Below are 20,164 nucleotides of genomic sequence, written 5' to 3'. Positions count from 1 at the left end.
ATGCGCCCAGCGCCTGACTAATCGGCGCTTGAAGGCGCTGGCCAGTCCCTGAGCTCTGCCCGTGTATAAGTGATTTCCCAGAGCGTCCGCCGGTTGTCGCCCGACACCTCCTCAACGGATTGCCGCCAGCTTTCCGCTGACAGAATTTCCCATCGGCTCGAAATCACAACCGAACTGCCGTCTGGACTCTCATAGGTTTCATCGGGCGCCTGTAGCCCCCAGTCGGTCGGGATCATCGTTCCCCGGCTTATTCCGCCGCTGGTATCCCAATAGGTGTATTCAACGCGGCCGGTTTCATCGTTCCAGCTGAACAGGGTTTCGCCGCCATATGGGCCAAGTGCCCCTTCAACCAGGTGATTGGAACGCACGAACAGACCGCCATAGACCGGGCGGAAACACTGTGTGTCAGTACTCTGACCGTCCGAGAATTCGCCATTCCAGCAGGCGCCTGTCAGAAACCCCAACGCGTCATCCAACTCGGACGGCGCCGCATTCTGTGCGGCACTCGCGCAGGCCGAAAGCCCGAGTATTGTTAGTGAAGAAATCAGATATTTCAGGGCCATAGCCTTCTCCTATCCCAAAAAGCCGAAAGCAAGACCGATAAGGCCATACTGAAGAATATGAAAACCGCCATTGATCAACGCGAGGCGCAGGGGACGACCTTCGAAAATATAACTGATCCATAAGCTGCCGGCCGCCCATGCTACTCCCGCCCCCAGTCCGGCGCTAACAGCAAATCCGATATCTGGCGAAGTGCCGATAAAGGCACCAAAAACAATCGCCCCGACAAATATCAAGGCAAAAGCGCCACCGTAGGTCAGGAGTGGATTGGCTTGGGCGCTGTCGGGCACGCTGGCCAGCCTTTGCCATGCCGATCCGAAGAAGACTGGCGAATACCAGATACCGCCAAGGACCATGGCAGCTACCGAACCCGCCAAGGCGGCAATTAGAGTGGATATCTCCATCGAATCCTCCATTGATCGCCGAAAACCGGCCAGTCGGAACTCCTTACCAGCGGGTCTGGTCTCGGGATTGTAGATTTGTTACCCGGCCGTCTCGAACAGAACGCTTTCCCCGTCAGCAGACACATTGCGGAGATAGTTGGCTGGGCTCTCACCTGCGAACGATCTGAATTCGTGGATAAAATGCGATTGATCCGCAAAGCCGAAATCCGCTGCAAGGCCGGCAAATTCATGGGCTTGTCTGCGGTCAATGATCGACATAATTGACCGAAAACGTACGATTTTTGAATAGGTCTTTGGCGTAAATCCGATCGACCGTTTGAAAAGGTCAGCGAGATGTTTCCGGCTGATATCCAGATCCGCGCACATGGTCTGGATACTGGCCCCACCACGCGCTCTGGATATTTCCGAGACCGCCCACTGAACCGAGAAAGGCGTTGGCCTCGACATTCGATTACGGCAAGACTGCAAAAAAGCCATGAGGGCCTTGTAGCGGGCCATTGGACCGTCGGCATTCGCGATCTGATCCCATATTGTGTTCACTGTGGATCCGAAAATTTCTTCCGCCTCAACCACTCTGTTGGCCAATTCAGATGCGGCGATGCCGAACAGGTCATAAATGCCCCAGGGCGTTATCGAGACGCCCACAAGATGGGTGCCATTTACTCCCGCATCATAAGCGGGGCCGACAAAAAGCGGCCTGTTGAACAACCCCGAGATCCAAGCCTTCCGGAAAGTTCTCGGCGTTTCGAGCGTTTCGCCGGAATACATCCGTTGAGGGCCGCCAAGGTTGAAGATCAACTCGGCACTGCCGCGAGGTGGCATCCTCTCGAAGCCATAGGCGACACTGCCGCGCGACTCCCAGTATTGCAGCACACTCGCCGAGAGTTCCGCGGCCGGTGGAGCGCTTGCCAGAGACCACTCGCCAAAAGGTGAGTCGAATATCTCAGAATGGAAAAGCGACGCAGTCATGGTCGGGATCCAGGCTTTGGTCGCATTCCATCCGGTTTGGACATCAGGACGGAATATGTCATTGGAGTAGTGCGTATCATAGATTCCGACGATTGGCTCATAAGGTCGAATATGTATTATTGTTAATATGGAGGCGGGATGAACGTAAACATCGGACGATCGAGCGCTCGAGGCGCCGCTAAAACGAAGTACCTGATCGACGTGGCAACTCGTCTTTTCGTGGAGTTCGGCTACGGACGTATGGGGCTCGACGTGCTGGTTCGCGACGCCAAAGTCTCCAAGACAACGGTATATTCCCGTTTTTCGTCCAAGACCGAACTTTTCAAGGCCGTTATCCAGGACGCCTGCGCTGAAGCTGGATCACGCACGCCGGACGCTATCCCCGACCTTGATGATTTGCCGGGTACCCTGACAATGGTCGGGCATGACGTATTGGCTCGCTTTTCGCTGCCAACGATGCAAGCCATACTTTTTGGAATTGCTGAAGCCAGCCGGACGGACCCGACAACCAGCCGATTGTTCTGGGATGCCGGACCCGGGCGCGGCGCACGGATCATCGCGGAATCCATAGATCGCAAGAATCCATCCGCACCGGCATTCGAGCTGGGAAATCAATTCGTGCTGGATATCAGCGGCGTCATCGTCGGACGATCTTTGTTGGGGTTTGACGATTTTTCCAAGCTTGATTTCGATGCGATTGTTGACGAGCACGTCGCGACATTCCTGGCCCGGAACAAGAGTTTGCTGTCCAAAGCTGCGCGCTAACCGCCCGGCGGAAAAGGCTGGTATCGGTCCAGATCCGGCAACTCGCCATCGCACGCCGCCAACACAGCCTCCTGGCCAGTGCCATGTTCCACGAATGACACCAGATAGGACATAGGTCCCGGGTTGGCGATTATCGGCATGCCGCGGTTTTGCATGGCAATGGTCTGTGTCGAGGCGATATCTTCCATGGTCAAGAAGGGCGCATGAAACATGATGTGCGGCGCGACCCTTAGATAATTGCCTCCAGCATTGATCAGATTGAACTCGGACAGCATGTAGACAATGCCCGGTTCCGTTACCGGCGAGACGTCTCCGGTTTCAAATGGCTCCAGACGGCTGGCCCTGATGTCGGCAAAATTTTCACCAGCGCGCAGGCGCTGACCCTCTCCAAGGAATATCTGGACCTGAGTGCGCTGTGCCGGCCGGTCAAAACATTGCGGGACAATGGCATTGGGCGCTTCACGAACGGCCATACAAACATAACCATTTGTACCTTCACGTACCAGTTCATACCCCTCCACACCAAGGACATAGACGCCGGCATTCTCCTGAAGATATGGGGTCCCTGCCGACAGAGCGAGGGCTGTTTCACAGGCCTGGCTGACTTCTACAATTCCGTTATCAGCATCCGCGAACACAATAGAACCAATGGTCACCGAAGCGAGTCCGGCAAGAAATGAACGTTTCAACTCAAAACTCCTCTTCAAAACACCCACGCCCCAAAATCAGATCGGCTTGGCGATGCACGTCGGTGATGCGTCATCTTTTTAGTACGCCATTGTACTTATGAATAGCACGCTCTCGTTTTTGTGATCAAAAAAAGGCGGGCCCGAAGGCCCGCCCAGCATACGCAATACGCTTAACCTTGACTCGGAGGGAAAGTTGACGGCCGGGACGAGAACTCATTGCCCCGACCGCCAGACTTATAAGCGTTGCGTATTACCTCGTTGAACTAGCGACGGATGGTGATCCGGCCGTAGAAGTAGCGGCCAGCCGTGTCGTAGGTCTGCTGCAGTGTGTTCATGTCGTCATTGCCGGTGACATAAGGCGGCGTCTCATTTGCGAGGTTACGCACGCCGAAGGTCAGGCCAACACCTGAGTCCACGAAGTCATAGGCTGCCTGAACGTCGTGATACATCACGCGCTCAGCCGTGTCGGACAAACCACCCGTCGGGTTCGCGGCATCGACTTCGTCGATGTAACGGCCAACATAGTTGAACTGCCAGTTATCCCCGACCACGCCCAGACGAAACAGGGCAGAGATTTCAGGGAAGGCTGCAGGCGTACCCGTGAACGGGTCTTGAGCAAATGCGCCCGCATATTCAGACACCGGGCCACCTGGCAGCACCTGATAGGCGAAACTTTCCAGATAGGTGATATCGAGACCGGCCACGAACTGTGCGGTCGATTCGAAGATATCGAAGGTCGGACCGGCATAATCAATGCCGATATCCACACCCGACGTCTCATAGGTCGACAAATTGGCGTTAGTCTGAAGAACACCGGATATTACGCCAAGACCTGACCGACGAGCACCGCCTGGGCCAGGAAATGGCGAGGCAAGCGGGACTCCCCCCACGCCTGTATAGCCAGGGCCAGCAATCAGAGCACAAAGTGGATCAGAGAAGTTTGCCGAGCCGTAACACTGAGAAACAATTGTGTTGACGTCGGCGGTGCCAATTGCATTGGTCACTTCGAAAGAGAAGTAATCCGCCGAGAAGGTGAAGTCTTCCAGGATTGGCGTACCCGACGGCGTAAATACAACACCAAAGGTCATCCCTTCAGATTCCTCCGGATTGAGCGTTGGGTTACCACCCGTAACGGCATTTGCTTGGGTGGATGCCAACGTAAAGTTTGGACCCAAACCATCTGCCTGACAGTTGGCAATAACCGTCGCGCTTGCTCCGGAAGTGCCGTAACCTACACACGGGTCAGTGTACTGTGTCGCGCTCTGAGCTTGAGGCGAGAACAATTCGCCGATCGACGGGGCCCGGAAGCCGGTCGAGAACGATGCACGGACGCGAACCTGATCATTCGGTGCCCACTCACCCTTGATCGCCCAGGTATTGGCATCAAAGCTGTTATTCACATTGGTGCCGGTCACATCATAGCTGGACGAGCGAGCCGAAAGTTCGACAGCCAGAATTTCGGCAAATTCGACACCCGACAGGATCGGCAGACGCACTTCGCCGTAGAATTCTGACGAGGTCTGCTCACCCTGCGTGGCGTTACCGGATACAAAGTAGATCTGACCGATCTGAGCTGCACCATCCGGAATGAACTCACCGGTGTCACGGCGACGCTCATAACCGACTGCCCAGCCGATTTCACCACCTGGAAGCTGCAATCCACCCAGATCACCCGACAGGTTTGCCTGGAAGGACAAACGGGTCTGACGGGAAACCGGTGAGTGACGCACCAGCATGTAGTTGGCGATTGTGTCCGACAGCGTATTAACGCGGAACGGATCCCAGATCAGATTGGCAGGCGTGACACAAGCACCGGCAGCGATCGAGGCCGGGTCATTACAGAGTACTTCTGCGGCACGGATCGGGTTCACCTGACCGTCGATGACGCGAGCGTCAACATAACGGCCATATGACAGCGACGTATCCCAGAATATGCCGGCTGGCAGCATGCCTTCAAGGCCGAAGATCGACCGCCAGGACGACGCGTCCTGGGTGAAGAAACGACCCGATTCCAGTTCGGCCAGACGACGTGAAACGAAAACGTCTTCGCCGGTCGGGTTGTTCGGGTGGAAAGCCGGAACCAGCGGTGACCAGAAAGTGCCGACCGGTGCAAGCTGCTGTTGCGATGCCCGCTGAGCGAACATGAACTCACCAAAAGCGGTGACCTCACCGAAACGGTCAGAATTCATCACGTCATACTCGGCGTCGAAGAAACCGGACCACACTTCCTGAGGCGTAACCATGTAGGAGCGCTCTGCGAAGTTATAACCATCGGCAGTTACAAACGGGCGGAGTGAGTTGGTGGTTGGGTCAAAAACGACGCCGCCACCGTTGTTGATCTGAAAAGTTGGACCAGTGTTGTTGGAAGGTGAAATCTGGCCGGGATAGGCAGTGCCCGAACCACCACACACCAATTGACCACCCGTTTCACGAAGCGGGCAGGCAGAGAACGGACGATCACCCTGAAGGATGGTGCCACGGTCGAAATACTCGATATTGGCGGTAAACCGGCCACCGTCGAAAGAACGACCAAAGGTCATGCCATAACGGTAGATCTGGCCATCGCCCTCAGACGTCACGTCATACTGGCCGAAAGCTTCAAAGCCTTCGACATCGTCACGTGTGATGATGTTGACCACGCCGGCAATTGCGTCAGAACCGTAAACGGTCGACGCGCCATCGCGCAGGACTTCAACGCGGCCGATCAGCGAGACCGGAATCATGTTGAGATCGGCCGTACCGCCGGTATTTGCCTGAGTGGTGCGACGGCCATTGACCAGAACCAGCGTCCGGTTCGGGCCAAGGCCACGAAGCGAAATCGTGGCCTGACCGCCAGAGCCGTTATTGGTCCGGCTGTTGGTTTCACCACCTGGCGCGAATGTGATCTGGTCAGCAAAGTCTTCAAGCGTACGAACGGCCTGAACGTTCAGGTCATCCTGGCCCACAACCGTGATCGGGCTGACGGACGTCAGCTCGCTACGGCCGATGCGTGAACCGGTCACGATGATGCGATCATCGGAAGCGCCATCCTGGGCATGGGCGACACTTGCCGAGCCCAGCGCTGTGCCCAACGCCACCAGGGCGGTCGTCGCCATGGCGGTCGTCCGGAGCAATGCTCCACCTTTATGAATGCAGGATTTCATAGTCTATTCCCCTCAGTTAAAAGTACGAATAAAACCAATTAATGGACGTGTGTTGTGGAAAGAAGCCTTATGCGATGAACGTCAAGAAAGACACGATGAGCGCTCAAAACAATTATATAATAATGATTTAAGGACACCGCAGCTCGTCGGATGACACACTTGTGATCGGCGATGCAATTGATATCGCCCATCCATTGTGGCTTAAAAGATACGCTTTTGTACGTTAATGGAATGCTGGTAATGAAGTTGCTTTTGATTACCGAGGAAGAGCTGAAATCATGCCTGCAAGCGCACCTGGCCGGTTTGCCTTTGCGTGCTGAGGCGCTGCCGTTACGGCGCGCGATCGCACAGCTGGGAAAGCTGGGTTGGGAACGCGAAAACCTGTCAGCCATATTGTCAGCCGACCCGCAAAACCCGGACCTGGCGACGGCTGCAGAGAAAATCCAGAAAGCGAAAATTCCCTATCTTCTCGCATTGTCCGGTGGCGTAACCCCTTTGGGATTGCGGTCCATGACACCAGAAGACGTCATCTTTCTGGATGCACCCGATGACCATATACGCAAACGCTTGTCCCGCTTTGTAAGCTGGCTTGGGCAGGAAATGTCGGCCGGCGAAAATGAAATCATCGTTCGGACCAACGCTACCCGGCTGCCTATCCGAATTCCGGTCAACGAAGTCGAGGCCATTCATGCCGAGGGTGATTATGCGGTCATCCGGTCGAGCGGGTCATCTTTTGTACTGCGGACGTCCCTGTCACGCATCATGCTTACACTTGATCCGCAACAATTTGTTCGCATTCACCGGACCCACATCGTGGCACGCGACGCTATCGAGCAGATTTGCCATCGCGGCCAACAGAGCCTTGAGGTCAGGTTGAGAAACGGCGACCGCCTGCCGATCGGACGAACCTATAAACGCCGGTTGAAACGCCTGCTGTCTGATCATCTCGATAACGACGTCATGGCGCCTGAAGCAATCGTGACAGACTCTGGCGCCTCCACTGGAAATCTAGCCGGCATCCGGGACGGAATATCATGAACTTACAGAAATTGTCGCGAAATCGCTCATTTCATAGAGCCTCCCGTTTCTTTGGTTGGTCGCCCAACGACTTCATTCCTCCTCCGGTGCCGGGAGAAATTCAGTTCTGGTTTGATCTAGGTCACCCTTGGACGTTCCTCGCTGCCCATCGGATTGCTGCTACAGCACGGCTGCACGGGGCTTCCTCGGTCTGGATTCCGATTAATCCAACTCAGAAGAATGGCGTCCCCCGTCGGCAAGGCGTGAATATTGCCACGATCGAAGGCTTCGCAGCGCAGTGGGAATTGCCCGAGCCCTGCCGCTGTAATTGGCTATCGGATTCCGGCCGATTGACGCATATCGCCCACGCCGCTTTTGAACGTCATGTCGGCATCGATTTCTGCCTCGCGGTACTGGCTTCCCTGCATGCCGGAGAATCCGGCGTGTTGGATGACGCATGGCTGCTGGGCATACTTGGCCAGATCGTAAAGCGAAGCGAAGCTCGCGAGATTGTCGAATTGGCAGCTGGGACCCGCGTGAAAGCCCGCGTCCGGCGCGTCAACGTTCTTGCGGAGCGGTTCGGGCTGACAGGCCAACCTGTGATCCGGACCCATCAGGACATTCTATGGACCGCGGAACAGACCGATCAAGCCCTTGCGGAATCTGTGAATCACGGCCCCGGTCCGGCCATCCCCTGAAAGTGGAGCAAGACATGCAAAACATTCTCGATAATGGAACGCTGCCCGGCCCCCTTACATTGATGTTTGTTGCCGTCTGGTTTGGGGCCATGCTGTGGCTGGGGCTGGCGGGCGTATTCGCGACACCCAACGGTCTGCCGGTCTCCAACCTCCAGCTGGCGATTGTCATACCAATGGTCCTGTTCTGGACATTGTTCGCATTCGCACCGCCATTCCGGCGCTATGTGCTTGGCCTCGATTTTCTGTTCCTGAACCTGATGCAAACCTGGCGCATGATGGGCGGAGCAATTTTTGTATTGTGGGGATACGGGCTGGTGCCGGGGGGCTTTGCTGTGCCCATGTCCGTGCTCGACATGTCCGTCGGCATACTTGCGGTCTATGTTGTGATCGTCATTGTCCGCCGTTCATCAATGTGGCGGGTCAAGGCTTGGGTTCTGAATTTGTGGGGATTCGCAGACTTCTGGATAACCATCGCTTTGGCGCTGTTTGCCTTCATACCGCTGTCGTTTGATCCCGCGTTTGTCAACACTCCGCAGGCAACCCTTGTTCATCCGCCACTTTCCATATTTCCGTCCTTCGCAATTCCTTTCTTCTCGTGTTTGCACTTCTGCGCCATTGCTCAGTTGGCGACCAGGAAATGAGTCCGCGCTGCACCGTCGGCACGACAAGCCAAAGGGTGGTGTCAGACTAAAGCGAAGTGGTCTCGCCTATCCAGGAAAATCGGAGTTTAGGCGGCAAGTTGCCGCCACTCTGCCAGCGCGTTTTGCCGGTGCTCCTTGAACCAGTTTCTGTTGTTGAGATGTCGTTCGAGATTGAAGTGATTGTGGATTGAGGAATGAACGGAAGCGAAGAGTTGTAGACTTCGCATTCGTCGGAAACGAAGCATGGCTCGCTCTCGTCTTCGTAAGGGTAAGTGGCTGTTCTCGGCTCTGTTGTTGAGCCACCTCCCGACATCCTGTTTGCCCTCATTGCCAATCACTTTCATGGCCGCCCGATACGACTTTAGTCGATCAGTCACGACGACCTCTGGATTGCCATATCGCTTCATCGCCCTGCGCAGAAACTTCAACGCAGCATGGCGATCGCGGCGCTTTGTGACATAGGCTTCGAGGACCTCGCCTTCGTGATCGACGGCGCGCCAGAGGTAGTGAGTGACCCCATTTATCTTCACGAAGACTTCGTCCAGATGCCATTGCCACTGGGGCCAGGCGCGAAGGCGATCCGCCCGCTTCCGGCGGATTTCACCTGCGAACATTGGCCCAAACCTATTCCACCAGAACCGCACCGTCTCATGGCAAATATCGATGCCGCGCTCATGGAGCAGGTCCTCGACGTTTCGCAACGACAATGGAAAACGGACATACATCATAACCGCAAGGCGGATCACCTCAGGCGACGTCTTGAAGTAGCGAAATGGGCTGTTCATCCATGCATTTTTACCGGCGAACCGATAACGGCGCGTTTAATCTGACACTGCCCTTGAAATAGCGAAATGGGTTCTTCATCCCGGCATTTCACCGGGAAACCGATAATGGGTCGTTTTATCTGACAACGCCCGCTGGCGAGTTCAGCACGATCCAGGAACTGGCCGAAGCCGTCGGTCTGGCCGAACGCCATGTCAGCCGCCACTTGCGGCTGGCGTACTTGGCACCGGAGGTGCTGAAGCGACTGACCTGCGGGCGAGAGGTGTCATCAGTCAGCCTGTACGATCTGTGCTTTCTGGCGGGAGCGGCTTGGGGTGAGCAGGAAAAGAGCGTGTTCGATTGAAGTATGAACTCTAGCCTTCAAAGAAGCCTGAACAGTGCCACTTAGGGGAGCGCGAACGTTCGTGCCGCATGCAGCGAATGCCACGTGAGAGCCCTCTGTCCCGCAATTTTGTACCGCAGCCAAAGTCCGTTTTCGGGAATGGAGATTTGAAGCTTGGCAGAGCCGGCCCAAACCTGCAATCAGTTGAAGGAATGATCGCTACGACCCGCCGACACAGCTCATGACATCCGGCAGCTCGCGGCGTAGAAACGCGGCAAGGGCGTCGACCTGTGGTGGGTTACCCCTCCGCCCGTGCATCAAGAGGCTGATCTCCGGCAAACCGGCATTCCATTCCGGCAAGAGACGGCTCAGCCGCCCTGCGGCGACGTCCTCGGTACAGGTGTAAACTGGCAGGGCCACCACACCGAGCCCGGCCGCTGCCGCCAGTTTCAACGTGACCATGTCATCGCTGCGCATGCGCGTTGCAAAGGGAACCGAGGCATTGGCCCCGTCCGGCCCCTGTAACGACCAACTGTTGCCGCCGGGCCGCCAGCCAAGTGTTAGCCCGGGCAGACCGTCGAGATCAGCAGGTGAACCCGATGGACCGATTTGTTTCGCAATGCTGGGTGAGCCGAACAGGTGCCAGGGAACTTCGGTAAGCCGCCGGTGGATCAGTCCCGAGTCGGGGAGCAACTTGAAATGCCCCCGGATGGCGAGATCGATGCCATCACTGATCAGGTCGGAGAAGTCATTGGACGCCTGTATTTGCAGAATGACGCGAGGGTTCTCAGCCAGGAAACGCGGTAGAATCCGGCCAAGCGCGAACTGCGCAACCCCGACTGAACAGGACAGTGTGACGGTGCCCTCTAGCGCGTCCTTGTCTCTGCGCACCGCCGTTTTTGCCGCCGCCATGCATTCCAGCGCCATCTTGGCGTGACGATAGTAGGCCTCGCCCGCCTCCGTCAGGGACATGCGTCTTGAATCCCGGTTCAAGAGCCGTGTGCCAAGGGTTTCTTCCAGGGCCTTCACCTGCCGGCTGATCCGCGATTTGGGAATACCCAGCGTTCGCGCTGCCGCCGAGAACCCGCGCTTATCAACGACATGCACTAGATAGTAGGCTTGATTGAGGTCCAAGGTCTGGTCTTCCTCATTTGATACCGTTCCAAATATAGAACGAAGAGTTCTGAAATCAACGGATTTTCCGGTCAACGTCCCAATTGTAGGTTCACATTCAACACAGGAGACGAATATGACCGTTCAATACGCAGATCAGACCCACAAGCCCCAAGCAGCAATCACAAGATCCCAGCAAGGCGAAAAGATGAGCAGGGGCACAGGCTTCGAAGCGCTCAGCTTCGTCCAACACCAGCTTGACGGGCTGATGGACCCGCTGATCATGGTCGATCACTTCACCATGACAGAACCGACCTTCGCACCCCATGCCCATGCTGGGATCTCGGCGGTCAGCGTGCTCTTCGAGGACAGCACCGGCAGCTTCCGCAACAGGGACTCTCTGGGCAACGACATCGAACTCGCACCGGGCGATCTCTATTGGTTGAAGGCCGCCCGGGGCGCGGTGCATGACGAGGCTCCGACCCCCGGGTCGCGCACCCATGCTCTGCAGATCTTTGTCAACCTGCCGGCAGCACAGAAACAGGACATGCCTAATGCGCGACATGTGCCCGCAACAGAGATGCCAGTGATCGAAAGTCCGGGCCATCGGGCGCGGGTGATGACGGGCAAAAGCAATGGTGTTGTCGGTGCAACCTCGCCCGCGATGCCCTTTACCATCCTCGATATTACCCTGCAGGCGAACGGCAGCTTCATCCATCGCACTGATCCCGGAGACGCCGCTTGGTTGCATGTTATCCGCGGTGAAATCGAGGTCGAAATCGACGGCGTCCACCACCGGCTCAGCAATGACGCAGCGCTGGCCGCCCACGGCGCCGACGAGATCCGGTTGGTGAGCGGTGAAGGAGGACAGGCTGTGCTCCTGAGCGGCGCCCCCCTGCACGAGCCTTTCGTGCAAAAGGGCCCTTTCGCGATGCGCGACGTCGACCAACTGGCCGCGGTGATTGCCACCCATGCGGCTGGCGAATTGGGCACCATCGACTGAGCCACCGTCCGCGAGTCGCTCTGGCCTGAAACGCCAGACAACCGCTTCGGTCAAGAAAACAGGAATTGGCCTGCCTTGATCCCCGACCGATGCCGATGCGGTCCAAGGGCAGGAAGACTTGGAAAACCTGTGAAACGGAAACTGGAGAAACCCATGAGAATCCTAACGTTCGGTGCAAGCAACACCAAGAACTCCATCAACAAAGCACTCGCGCGGTTTACCGCGACGCTGGTCCCCGGCGCTGAGGTCGAGGTCCTGGACCTGAGTGACTACGATCTGCCGATCTTTAGCGAAGATCTGGAAAAAGAGATCGGTCAACATCCGACGGCCAAGGCGTTCTTCGAAAAGATCGGCGCAGCCGACGGGGTGATCGTATCCTTCGCGGAACACAATGGATCCTATACCGCCGCCTACAAGAACCTCTTCGACTGGGCGAGCCGGATTGACCAGAAAGTGTTCCAGGACAAGCCAACGGTCTACCTTGCGACCTCACCGGGGCCCGGGGGCGCGGCAAGCGTGCTGGCTTCCGCAAAAGGTTCGGCCCAGTTTTTCGGGGTGGACCTGAAGGCGGCTGTTTCCGTTCCCAGCTTTTACGATGTCTTTGATGCCGAAACCGGGCGCATCAATGAGCCGAACGCGTTGGCAGACCTGACCGCCGCGGCCGAGACCTTGGCCCTCAGAGAGGCCGCTTGATATGATACATCGTGGGCGTCTACAGCGGCTCTCAGGCTCATTGGTCATGTCGTCTTTCATGTCCATGGCTCTGTCGGGGGTGTTTAGCCTCCTGGAGTTCGGAATCTCGTGGACGTGGCTGCAAGCCTGGGGGCAGAGCATTCTGATTGCACTGCCGATCGCGTTCTCACTGGATATGGTTTTCGGAGACAAACTCCGATTTCTGTCAGGCAAACTGGCGGACAAGGCCGCAAGCGTTTGGCCCTGAAAGCTGACGCTGGCCAGGCCGATGGCCTCTCCGCCCCCCTCACACCGACGTATCGCGAACCAGGCACCGGTTTCCGGCGCGACCAACAGAACTCAATCAACGGAATCTTTCCATGAGACACCACCTTTCCCAATCCGAGCTGTCCACGGCGCGTTTTGCCGGACTGCTCTACCTTGTCATTATCGTCCTCGGCATCAGCTCTGAACTTGTGCTGCGTGCTCCCCTGATCAACCTGTCGAACGCGCAAGGAACGGCCGAGTCTATCCGTGCCGCCACGGGCAGCTTTCGGGCTTCGCTTGCCGCAGATCTGATAATGGCGCTCGCCGATGCCGGGCTTGCGGTGCTGCTCTTCGTGCTGTTCCGGCCCGTCGCGCCAACGCTGGCGCTGGCCGCGATGGTTTTCCGGCTTGTGCAGTCGGTGCTCATCGGCGCCAACCTGATGAACCTGCAGGCCGCTGTCCTGCTCATCAACGGCGGGCAAGACATCTCGGCGCTCGCTCCCGGTCAGGCCGACGCAATAGCAGCACTGTTTCTAAACATGCACGGGCATGGCTATGACTTGGGGCTGGTGTTCTTCGGCCTCAACAGCCTGATGACCGGTGTCCTGATCTGGCGCTCTGGTTTCATGCCGAAGATCTTAGGTGGCGGAATTGCTGCGGCTGGCCTGGTCTACCTGATCGGTTCTACTTTACGGTTCTTCGCTCCTGAGCTTTCAACCGCGTTCGCCCCGGCCTATGGCCTGACCGTTCTGGCTGAAACGGCTTTCTGCCTTTGGCTCCTGTTAGCGGGCTGGGCGTCGCGGCGACTGCGCATCGCATAGGCCAGAACCTCCAACTGCGACGGCCGGGCTGGCGCAAAGATACCGCTGCCATGACCTACACGGATTGAAACAGGGAAACTGACAATGAAGGTCCTTGTCCTCGGTGCAACCGGCTTGATCGGAACCGCCGTCACGAAAGAGCTGCTTCAAACTGGTCACGAGGTCACAGGGCTCTGCCGCACCGAGCGGTCGGCGGCGCACCTCGAGCGTCTCGGGGCAACACCACTCCGCGGCGACCTGGAGGATCCGGCCCCCTGGGCAGGGGTAGTGGCGACAATTGACGGCATTATCCAGACCGCCGCGACTTTCGAAGATGATATGGGCTCGGTCGACTGGTGCGTTCTGGCAGCATTGATGCAAGCAGCGGAAACGGCCGGCTCCAGACCGAGGTTCATCTATACCGGTGGCTGCTGGCTCTATGGCGAAACCGGCGATGTAGTTGCCAGTGAAGAAAGCCCGTTCAACCCATTGCCGGGTGTTGTCAGACCAAAGCGAACCGGTCTCAGTTTGTCAGGGTTTCGCCGGTTTAGGCGGCAAGTTGCCGCCATTCTGCCAGCGCGATTTGCCGGTTCTCCTTGAACCAGTTCCGGTCGTTGACGTGGCGCTCTAGATTGAAGTGGTTGTGGACGGAAGAGTGGACGGCGACGAACTTTTGGAGACTTCGCATTCGTCTGAATCTAAGCATGGCCCGTTCGCGTCTTCGTAGGGGTTGATGTGAGTTTTCGGCCCTGTTGTTGAGCCACCTCCCCACGTCCTGCTTGTCCTCATTGCCGATGACTTTCATAGCGGCTTTGTATGACCGCAACCGGTCGGTGACGACGACCTCGGGGTTGCCATATCGCTTCATCGCCTTGCGCAGAAACTTCAATGCAGCATGTCGATTCCGGCGCTTTGTGACATACGCCTCGAGCACCTCACCTTCGTGATCCACTGCCCGCCAAAGATAGTGCGTCACGCCGTTTATCTTCACGAAAACTTCGTCCAAATGCCACTGCCATTGAGTCCAGGCGCGCATCCGATCGGCTCGCTTTTTTCTGATCTCCGCCGCAAACTTTGGCCCAAACCGGTTCCACCAGAACCGCACCGTTTCGTGACTCAGATCGATGCCACGCTCGTGGAGCAAGTCTTCGACATTCCGAAGCGACAGCGGAAACCGGACATACATCATCACCGCAAGGCGGATCACCTCAGGCGACGTTTTGAAGTAACGAAATGGATTGGTCATCGGGCGAAAATATCGGCTAACCTGCTAACACTGAGTTTCCTCTGACACTGCCTGCTCGACGATTACTCGCGCTACATCATCGCATGGAAGCTGTGTTCGACCATGAAGGCCGAAGACGTCACCGACACGCTGGATATGGCTCTAGAAGCCTCGGGTTGTGAGCACGCCCACGTCAAGCACAGGCCGCGTCTGCTGAGCGACAACGGTCCCAGCTACATCGCTGAGGAACTGGCTGACTACCTTGGCAAGAACGGCATGGATCATGTGCGTGGCGCGCCCTTCCATCCGCAGACACAAGGCAAGATCGAGCGCTGGCACCAAACGCTCAAGAACCGCGTGCTGCTGGAGAACTACTTCCTGCCCAGCGATCTGGAGCGCCAGATCAAGGCCTTCGTCGAGCATTACAACCACCGGCGCTACCACGAAAGCCTCGACAACGTCACACCTGCCGACGCCTACTTCGGCAGAGCCACAGCCATCATCCAACGAAGACAAAGGATCAAACGACAAACACTTGAACATCGCCGCTTGCAACACCGCAAGCTAGCCGCCTAAAACAAACAAACCAGATGAGACCAAACACTCGCTAAGCCAAAATCCAAGCATGTCTCAATTTATCTGACGACGGACACGCTGGGTTTCCTCTGACACTGCGCTCCGCCCAGCTCAAGCCGAACTTCTTCTGACACGACTGTCCGCACTTTAACTCAACATATCCATATACTTTCAATAAATAGGTGTATCGAGGTCTGGAGGTCGGTATGCGCGAGGCAATATTTCTGGTTCTGTCGCTGAGTCTGGCGGCTTGTGCCACGACCGGTCCATCGGTTTTGCAGGGCGTTCCGGATTTCCCGGAACCCGCACACATTTCGGCTTCAGTGCCGGACGGCTTCGATGCGATCTGGTGGCTGACGCGGGCAAGTCCCGATTTCTCTTTCTCGGAGATTTTTATCGTGTCCGACGGTGAGGCGACCCGCGCTGCGATTTCAAACGGTGGCTACGACGCCGCTCCAGCGCATTGGAATCGCGGCGTCCTTTTCACATCTACCCGTCAGGGAGGTTGGGACCTCTGGTTTGCCGATGATAACGGCGAACTGTCACGCCTGCCAGAGCCGGTGAATTCGCCAGCCTCTGAATGCTGTTCTGTTGTCCTGCCGGACGGCAATTTTCTGTTTTCTTCTGACCGCGGCGGTGACTGGTCGATCTATGAAGCGGTCATTGTGACGGACGGATATGAAGTACGTCCTCTGGCCGGATCGGTTAATTCCGAACATGGAGAATGGCCAAGCTATGTTTCTCCGGACGGCACACTCCTGTTGTTCAGCTCAATCCGTCCGAACGGAGTTGGCGGAGACGATATCTACGTCAGCCAGCTGGGACGCGAGGGCTGGAACCGCCCCTGCCTGTTGCCAGAGCCGGTCAATCAGCGAGGCTATGAGGATGGTGCGTCGATCGTTAATGGACAGCTGATCTGGTCAGCCCGGCCCCCTGAAACCGGGGCCGTATCCCGAATCTATACATGGCCAGGGCATTTAGCTCTTTCTGCCTGCGGGGCTTCGCCGTGAATGCGTGGCAGGCAGGGTTGAATGTTTGAAGACGAACACCCTCAGGGTTGGTGTCAGACGAAAGCGCACGCGTCTCAGTTCGCCAGGTTTTCGCGAATTCAGGCGGCAAGTTGCCGCCATTCGGCCAGCGCGATTTGCCGGTTCTTTTTGAACCAGCCTCTGTCGTTGATGTCGCGCTCTAAATCGAAGTGATTGTGAACGGAAGAATGGATGGCGACGAGCTTCTGAAGACTTCACATTCGCCTGAATCTTAGCATGGCCCGCTCACGTCTGCGTAACGGCAAGTGGCTGTTTTCGGCCTTGTTGTTTAGCCACCTCCCGATGTCTTGTTTGTCCTCGTTTGCGATGGCTTTTTTCGTGGCTTTGTATGATCGCAACCGGTTAGTCACATTGACCTTTGGGTTGCCGTATCGTTTCATCGCTTTGCGTATAAACTTCAATGCAGCATGTCGATCCCAGCGTTTTGTGACGTAGGCTTCCAACACTTCAACCCCGTGATCGACAACCCGCCAGAGATAGTGAGTGACGCCGTTTATCTTCACTAAAACCTCGTCCAAATGCCACAGCCACTGAGACCGGGCACGCATCCGATCAGCCCGCCGCTTTCTGATCTCGGCGGCGAACATCGGACCGAACCGATTCCACCAGAACCGCACCGTCTCGTGGCTCAGATCGATGCCGCGCTCTTGCAGCAGGTCTTCGACGTTTCTCAGTGACAGCGGAAAGCGGACATACATCATCACCGCTAGGCGGATCACCACAGGCGACGTTTTGAAGTAGCGAAAGGGGTTTTTCATCCGCCAAAATTATCGGCTAACCAACTCATGCCGAGTTTCTTCTGACTGTTCCCCGTCAGCGCCTATGGCACAGAATTGGGGTTGTGATTTAAGGAGGATTTGGTTCTCGTCGTAATGACGAAGGAATGAAGATGAGAGCCAAATATACAAAGTCCAAAAAGCCTGCAGATCGTGTGGTAAAGGACATCCGCCGGGCGACGCGGCGGCACTTCTCGGCTGAAGACAAGATCAGGATCGTCCTGGAAGGCCTGCGCGGCGACGACAGCATCGCCGAGCTATGCCGCAAGGAAGGCATTGCGCAGAGCCTGTATTACACATGGTCGAAGGAGTTCATGGAGGCTGGCAAACGCCGGCTTGCCGGTGACACTGCGCGTGCAGCCACCAGCGCCGAGGTCAAGGATCTGCGCCATCAGGCGCGTGATCTGAAAGAATGCGTGGCTGATCTGACATTGGAGAACCGTCTGCTCAAAAAAAGCATGATTGCGGATGGGGGAGACGGCGTATGAGATATCCTGCAGCTGAGAAGCTCGAGATCATCAGGCTCGTCGAGCAGTCCCACTTGCCTACCAAGGTCACGCTTGAGAGGCTGGGTATAGCGCGGCGAACCTTCTATCGCTGGTATGACCGGTATCTGGAAGGCGGACCCGAAGCGCTGGCTGACCGGCCATCGACGCCGAGCCGGGTCTGGAACCGCATCCCGCCCGACATCCACGGTCAGATTATCGAACTGGCGCTGGAGCAGTCCGAGCTGAGCCCACGGGAACTGGCTGTGCGGTTCACCGACGAAAAGCGCTACTTCGTGTCTGAGGCCACGGTCTACCGCTTGCTGAAGGCCCATGATCTGATTACCAGCCCGGCCTATGTGGTGATCAAGGCTGCTGATCGCTTCCATACCCAGACGACCCGGGTGAACGAGATGTGGCAGACCGATTTTACCTACTTCAAGATCATTGGTTGGGGCTGGATGTATCTGTCGACCGTGCTCGACGATTACTCGCGCTACATCATCGCCTGGAAGCTGTGTTCGACCATGAAGGCCGAGGACGTCACCGACACACTGGATATGGCTCTAGAAGCCTCGGGTTGTGAGCACGCTCACGTCAAGCACAGGCCGCGTCAGCTGAGCGACAACGGTCCCAGCTACATCGCTGAGGAACTGGCTGACTACCTTGGCAAGAACGGCATGGATCATGTGCGTGGCGCGCCCTTCCATCCGCAGACGCAAGGCAAGATCGAGCGTTGGCACCAGACCTTGAAGAACCGCATTCTACTGGAGAACTACTTCCTGCCCGGCGACCTCGAAGCCCAGATCAAGGCCTTCGTCGAGCACTACAATCATCAACGCTACCACGAGAGCCTGAACAATGTGACGCCTGCAGACGCCTACTTCGGCAAGGCTCCAGCCATCATCAAACGACGAGAAAGGACCAAGCGACAGACCATCGAACATCGACGCTTGCAACACCGCAAGATCGCCGCCTAATATCAACCAACCAGACGAGGCCGATGCTTCGCTAATCTACGACACCTTCTGTGCCAAATGTTCTGACGACGGACACTGTTCACAACCACTTTAATCTCGAACGCCACTTTTATCGCCGCGACGATTTCAAGGAAAACCGCTCCGCCGCCCTCGCCGAATGGCTTCAGCTTGCGACCTAACGGACGCGCGACCTGTAGCTTTCGAGACTTGTCCGTTTTAGTCTGACACCACCGATGATCGGGAATCCAATACGCCTGGAAAGGAAAGGCGGACATGTCCTTCCGCCCCACATGCCAGTCAAACAATTGAATACGAAAAGGGTCGATGGAAATGAAGTCATCACTTCGAAGCTTCGATAAACGTACCCGCTCAATCGCGCTCGCGGCAATTCCAGGTGTAGGATTCGGATTGTCGAACTATGTGCAAAATGCCGTCATCGACCCGCCATTTGAAAATCTGTTTTTGATGTTGGCAGGGCCCGCAATCTTTGTCGTTTGTTTTCTTGTGGGCTCTCTGGCGATTTTTGTCGGCTATCGGATATTGGATCACAAACACCTGGCGCCAGGGCGCGTCGGGGTCAGTTTGCTTGTTCAGGCCGCGTATTTTTTAACGACAAGCGTTGTTGTTTTTGCGGCATTGGCATTCGCAACGACGCTGTTCCGAATGCCCAATCAATTCGGACAGGGCTATTTTGTCTATTACCGGGAAATTGCTCTGACCTGTTTGCCTGTATGGGCGGCAGTTTATAGCGCGTGCGTCTTGCTGATGCTCCGCATTAATCGCGGCGGCGAGGACAATCCGAGTAATGCGGGTGACTCTGGTCGATTAACGATAAAGGCGGACCGACGTATTTACAGCGTGCCGCTCGATGACATCAGCTTTCTGAGAGCTCAGGGTAATTACGTGGAGATCGCTTGCAAGAGCCGATGTATAACCGCGCGGCGTTCGCTTGGGTCTCTTGAATGCGTTTTACCCGAAGCAATGTTCATTCGCATTCATAGAAGCTTTGTCGTCCGTAAGGCGGCAATCGCCGCGCTTTACAATACGGATTCACGTCGGCCAGAAATAGAATTGAACGATGGGACTCGCCTGCCTGTCGGTCGAAATCGTTTCGATCAAATCAGATTGGCGCTTGCGCCGATAAATTGAACAATTCGCATCTGAAACAGCACGTTTCGTCCCATATATACAAGATCCAAAAAATGCTGTGTTAACCGATGAGGTCA

21 protein-coding genes and 2 pseudogenes are annotated in these 20,164 nt (G+C 56.3%); 13 read left to right on the top strand and 10 right to left on the bottom strand.

Translation table 11 applies throughout. From position 1 onward, the window contains the following. Positions 1–17 precede the first annotated feature (17 nt). The 3 genes from P0D52_RS01070 to P0D52_RS01060 all read right to left on the bottom strand — a co-directional run bounded on the left by P0D52_RS01070 (position 18) and on the right by P0D52_RS01060 (position 1,934). Positions 18–563: a hypothetical protein gene (locus P0D52_RS01070; protein ID WP_394693599.1), complete on the bottom strand. Its 546-nt coding sequence runs from the start codon at positions 561–563 to the stop codon at positions 18–20. Between the two features lie 9 nt (positions 564–572). After that, the gene (locus P0D52_RS01065) at positions 573–977 is read right to left on the bottom strand and encodes a DUF1761 domain-containing protein (protein ID WP_394693598.1); all 405 of its coding nucleotides are present in this window, start codon (positions 975–977) and stop codon (positions 573–575) included. A 66-nt stretch (positions 978–1,043) separates the two neighbouring features. Further along, complete coding sequence (locus tag P0D52_RS01060; RefSeq protein ID WP_394693597.1) at positions 1,044–1,934, bottom strand: helix-turn-helix domain-containing protein; 891 nt, start codon at positions 1,932–1,934, stop codon at positions 1,044–1,046. Between the two features lie 138 nt (positions 1,935–2,072). On the opposite strand from P0D52_RS01060, the gene P0D52_RS01055 reads away from it, so the two are divergent. Beyond that, positions 2,073–2,699 (top strand): TetR/AcrR family transcriptional regulator, encoded by a 627-nt coding sequence (locus tag P0D52_RS01055; RefSeq protein ID WP_394693596.1) that lies wholly within the window; start codon positions 2,073–2,075, stop codon positions 2,697–2,699. Here P0D52_RS01055 and P0D52_RS01050 read toward each other — a convergent pair. Beyond that, positions 2,696–3,388, bottom strand: coding sequence for a hypothetical protein (locus tag P0D52_RS01050; protein ID WP_394693595.1), 693 nt, complete (start codon positions 3,386–3,388; stop codon positions 2,696–2,698). The two genes, P0D52_RS01055 and P0D52_RS01050, sit on opposite strands and share 4 nt — an antisense overlap. Before the next feature lie 263 nt (positions 3,389–3,651). Beyond that, positions 3,652–6,483, bottom strand: a complete 2,832-nt coding sequence (locus P0D52_RS01045; RefSeq protein WP_394693594.1) for a TonB-dependent receptor plug domain-containing protein — start codon at positions 6,481–6,483, stop codon at positions 3,652–3,654. Positions 6,484–6,771: 288 nt separating this feature from the next. Between P0D52_RS01045 and P0D52_RS01040 the strand changes: the two genes are divergently transcribed. The 3 genes from P0D52_RS01040 to P0D52_RS01030 are packed head-to-tail and all read left to right on the top strand — an operon-like array spanning position 6,772 to position 8,887. Further along, a complete protein-coding gene (locus P0D52_RS01040; protein ID WP_394693593.1) occupies positions 6,772–7,569 on the top strand; it encodes a LytTR family DNA-binding domain-containing protein in 798 nt (265 codons plus the stop codon). Next, positions 7,566–8,246, top strand: coding sequence for a hypothetical protein (locus tag P0D52_RS01035; protein WP_394693592.1), 681 nt, complete (start codon positions 7,566–7,568; stop codon positions 8,244–8,246). The genes P0D52_RS01040 and P0D52_RS01035 overlap by 4 nt, the downstream gene beginning before the upstream one ends. Before the next feature lie 14 nt (positions 8,247–8,260). Beyond that, positions 8,261–8,887 (top strand): hypothetical protein, encoded by a 627-nt coding sequence (locus tag P0D52_RS01030; RefSeq protein ID WP_394693591.1) that lies wholly within the window; start codon positions 8,261–8,263, stop codon positions 8,885–8,887. 86 nt (positions 8,888–8,973) lie between these two features. On the opposite strand, the gene P0D52_RS01025 is transcribed toward P0D52_RS01030, so the two are convergent. The 3 genes from P0D52_RS01025 to P0D52_RS01015 all read right to left on the bottom strand — a co-directional run bounded on the left by P0D52_RS01025 (position 8,974) and on the right by P0D52_RS01015 (position 11,126). After that, positions 8,974–9,672 (bottom strand): IS6 family transposase, encoded by a 699-nt coding sequence (locus P0D52_RS01025; protein ID WP_394692972.1) that lies wholly within the window; start codon positions 9,670–9,672, stop codon positions 8,974–8,976. Beyond that, a complete protein-coding gene (locus P0D52_RS01020; RefSeq protein ID WP_394693590.1) occupies positions 9,669–9,863 on the bottom strand; it encodes a hypothetical protein in 195 nt (64 codons plus the stop codon). The genes P0D52_RS01025 and P0D52_RS01020 overlap by 4 nt, the downstream gene beginning before the upstream one ends. A gap of 348 nt (positions 9,864–10,211) precedes the next feature. Continuing rightward, a complete protein-coding gene (locus P0D52_RS01015; protein WP_394693589.1) occupies positions 10,212–11,126 on the bottom strand; it encodes a LysR substrate-binding domain-containing protein in 915 nt (304 codons plus the stop codon). Positions 11,127–11,241: 115 nt separating this feature from the next. On the opposite strand from P0D52_RS01015, the gene P0D52_RS01010 reads away from it, so the two are divergent. The 5 genes from P0D52_RS01010 to P0D52_RS00990 all read left to right on the top strand — a co-directional run bounded on the left by P0D52_RS01010 (position 11,242) and on the right by P0D52_RS00990 (position 14,447). Then, the gene (locus tag P0D52_RS01010) at positions 11,242–12,108 is read left to right on the top strand and encodes a pirin family protein (RefSeq protein ID WP_394693588.1); all 867 of its coding nucleotides are present in this window, start codon (positions 11,242–11,244) and stop codon (positions 12,106–12,108) included. Positions 12,109–12,261: 153 nt separating this feature from the next. Continuing rightward, positions 12,262–12,801: an NADPH-dependent FMN reductase gene (locus P0D52_RS01005; RefSeq protein ID WP_394693587.1), complete on the top strand. Its 540-nt coding sequence runs from the start codon at positions 12,262–12,264 to the stop codon at positions 12,799–12,801. A 1-nt stretch (position 12,802) separates the two neighbouring features. Then, positions 12,803–13,048: a DUF2798 domain-containing protein gene (locus tag P0D52_RS01000; protein WP_394693586.1), complete on the top strand. Its 246-nt coding sequence runs from the start codon at positions 12,803–12,805 to the stop codon at positions 13,046–13,048. A 112-nt stretch (positions 13,049–13,160) separates the two neighbouring features. Then, positions 13,161–13,868, top strand: coding sequence for a DUF4386 domain-containing protein (locus P0D52_RS00995; protein WP_394693585.1), 708 nt, complete (start codon positions 13,161–13,163; stop codon positions 13,866–13,868). An 84-nt stretch (positions 13,869–13,952) separates the two neighbouring features. Then, entirely contained in the window at positions 13,953–14,447 is a 495-nt protein-coding gene (locus tag P0D52_RS00990; protein ID WP_394693584.1) for an NAD-dependent epimerase/dehydratase family protein, read from the top strand. Here P0D52_RS00990 and P0D52_RS00985 read toward each other — a convergent pair. Then, entirely contained in the window at positions 14,395–15,093 is a 699-nt protein-coding gene (locus P0D52_RS00985) for an IS6 family transposase (RefSeq protein WP_394693583.1), read from the bottom strand. The genes P0D52_RS00990 and P0D52_RS00985 overlap by 53 nt on opposite strands. Positions 15,094–15,144: 51 nt before the next feature. Between P0D52_RS00985 and P0D52_RS00980 the strand changes: the two are divergent. Both P0D52_RS00980 and P0D52_RS00975 read left to right on the top strand, forming a co-directional pair. Continuing rightward, positions 15,145–15,648 (top strand): annotated as a pseudogene (locus tag P0D52_RS00980) (transposase); the annotation flags it as partial. Positions 15,649–15,854: 206 nt separating this feature from the next. Next, positions 15,855–16,658, top strand: coding sequence for a TolB family protein (locus P0D52_RS00975; RefSeq protein WP_394693582.1), 804 nt, complete (start codon positions 15,855–15,857; stop codon positions 16,656–16,658). 98 nt (positions 16,659–16,756) lie between these two features. Here the strand turns inward: P0D52_RS00975 and P0D52_RS00970 are convergent. Next, positions 16,757–17,455: pseudogene (locus P0D52_RS00970) on the bottom strand (IS6 family transposase). A 131-nt stretch (positions 17,456–17,586) separates the two neighbouring features. On the opposite strand from P0D52_RS00970, the gene P0D52_RS00965 reads away from it, so the two are divergent. Together P0D52_RS00965 and P0D52_RS00960 are read left to right on the top strand one after the other, a co-directional pair. Further along, a protein-coding gene (locus P0D52_RS00965) for an IS3 family transposase (RefSeq protein WP_394693581.1) occupies positions 17,587–18,938 on the top strand; the annotation gives its coding sequence in 2 pieces (ribosomal slippage) (positions 17,587–17,922 and positions 17,925–18,938; 1,350 coding nt in all). A 330-nt stretch (positions 18,939–19,268) separates the two neighbouring features. Beyond that, positions 19,269–20,087 (top strand): LytR/AlgR family response regulator transcription factor, encoded by an 819-nt coding sequence (locus tag P0D52_RS00960; protein WP_394693580.1) that lies wholly within the window; start codon positions 19,269–19,271, stop codon positions 20,085–20,087. The last annotated feature ends 77 nt before the right edge of the window (positions 20,088–20,164 follow it).

The organism is Hyphobacterium sp. (genome assembly GCF_043584775.1).
Taxonomy (GTDB): domain Bacteria; phylum Pseudomonadota; class Alphaproteobacteria; order Caulobacterales; family Maricaulaceae; genus Hyphobacterium.
Note: the sequence above shows the minus strand (reverse complement) of the source record. Positions and strands in the feature narration are given on the sequence as shown.

Coding starts and splice junctions, on each gene's coding strand:
- P0D52_RS00990 (WP_394693584.1), top strand. CDS start 13,953: ATGAAGGTCCTTGTCCTCGGTGCAACCGGCTTGATCGGAACCGCCGTC.
- P0D52_RS01000 (WP_394693586.1), top strand. CDS start 12,803: ATGATACATCGTGGGCGTCTACAGCGGCTCTCAGGCTCATTGGTCATG.
- P0D52_RS00975 (WP_394693582.1), top strand. CDS start 15,855: ATGCGCGAGGCAATATTTCTGGTTCTGTCGCTGAGTCTGGCGGCTTGT.
- P0D52_RS01055 (WP_394693596.1), top strand. CDS start 2,073: ATGAACGTAAACATCGGACGATCGAGCGCTCGAGGCGCCGCTAAAACG.
- P0D52_RS00995 (WP_394693585.1), top strand. CDS start 13,161: ATGAGACACCACCTTTCCCAATCCGAGCTGTCCACGGCGCGTTTTGCC.
- P0D52_RS01040 (WP_394693593.1), top strand. CDS start 6,772: ATGAAGTTGCTTTTGATTACCGAGGAAGAGCTGAAATCATGCCTGCAA.
- P0D52_RS01010 (WP_394693588.1), top strand. CDS start 11,242: ATGACCGTTCAATACGCAGATCAGACCCACAAGCCCCAAGCAGCAATC.
- P0D52_RS01035 (WP_394693592.1), top strand. CDS start 7,566: ATGAACTTACAGAAATTGTCGCGAAATCGCTCATTTCATAGAGCCTCC.
- P0D52_RS01070 (WP_394693599.1), bottom strand. CDS start 563: ATGGCCCTGAAATATCTGATTTCTTCACTAACAATACTCGGGCTTTCG.
- P0D52_RS01025 (WP_394692972.1), bottom strand. CDS start 9,672: ATGAACAGCCCATTTCGCTACTTCAAGACGTCGCCTGAGGTGATCCGC.
- P0D52_RS00960 (WP_394693580.1), top strand. CDS start 19,269: ATGAAGTCATCACTTCGAAGCTTCGATAAACGTACCCGCTCAATCGCG.
- P0D52_RS01020 (WP_394693590.1), bottom strand. CDS start 9,863: ATGGCGTTCGGCCAGACCGACGGCTTCGGCCAGTTCCTGGATCGTGCT.
- P0D52_RS01060 (WP_394693597.1), bottom strand. CDS start 1,934: ATGACTGCGTCGCTTTTCCATTCTGAGATATTCGACTCACCTTTTGGC.
- P0D52_RS01045 (WP_394693594.1), bottom strand. CDS start 6,483: ATGGCGACGACCGCCCTGGTGGCGTTGGGCACAGCGCTGGGCTCGGCA.
- P0D52_RS01005 (WP_394693587.1), top strand. CDS start 12,262: ATGAGAATCCTAACGTTCGGTGCAAGCAACACCAAGAACTCCATCAAC.
- P0D52_RS00985 (WP_394693583.1), bottom strand. CDS start 15,093: ATGACCAATCCATTTCGTTACTTCAAAACGTCGCCTGAGGTGATCCGC.
- P0D52_RS01065 (WP_394693598.1), bottom strand. CDS start 977: ATGGAGGATTCGATGGAGATATCCACTCTAATTGCCGCCTTGGCGGGT.
- P0D52_RS01030 (WP_394693591.1), top strand. CDS start 8,261: ATGCAAAACATTCTCGATAATGGAACGCTGCCCGGCCCCCTTACATTG.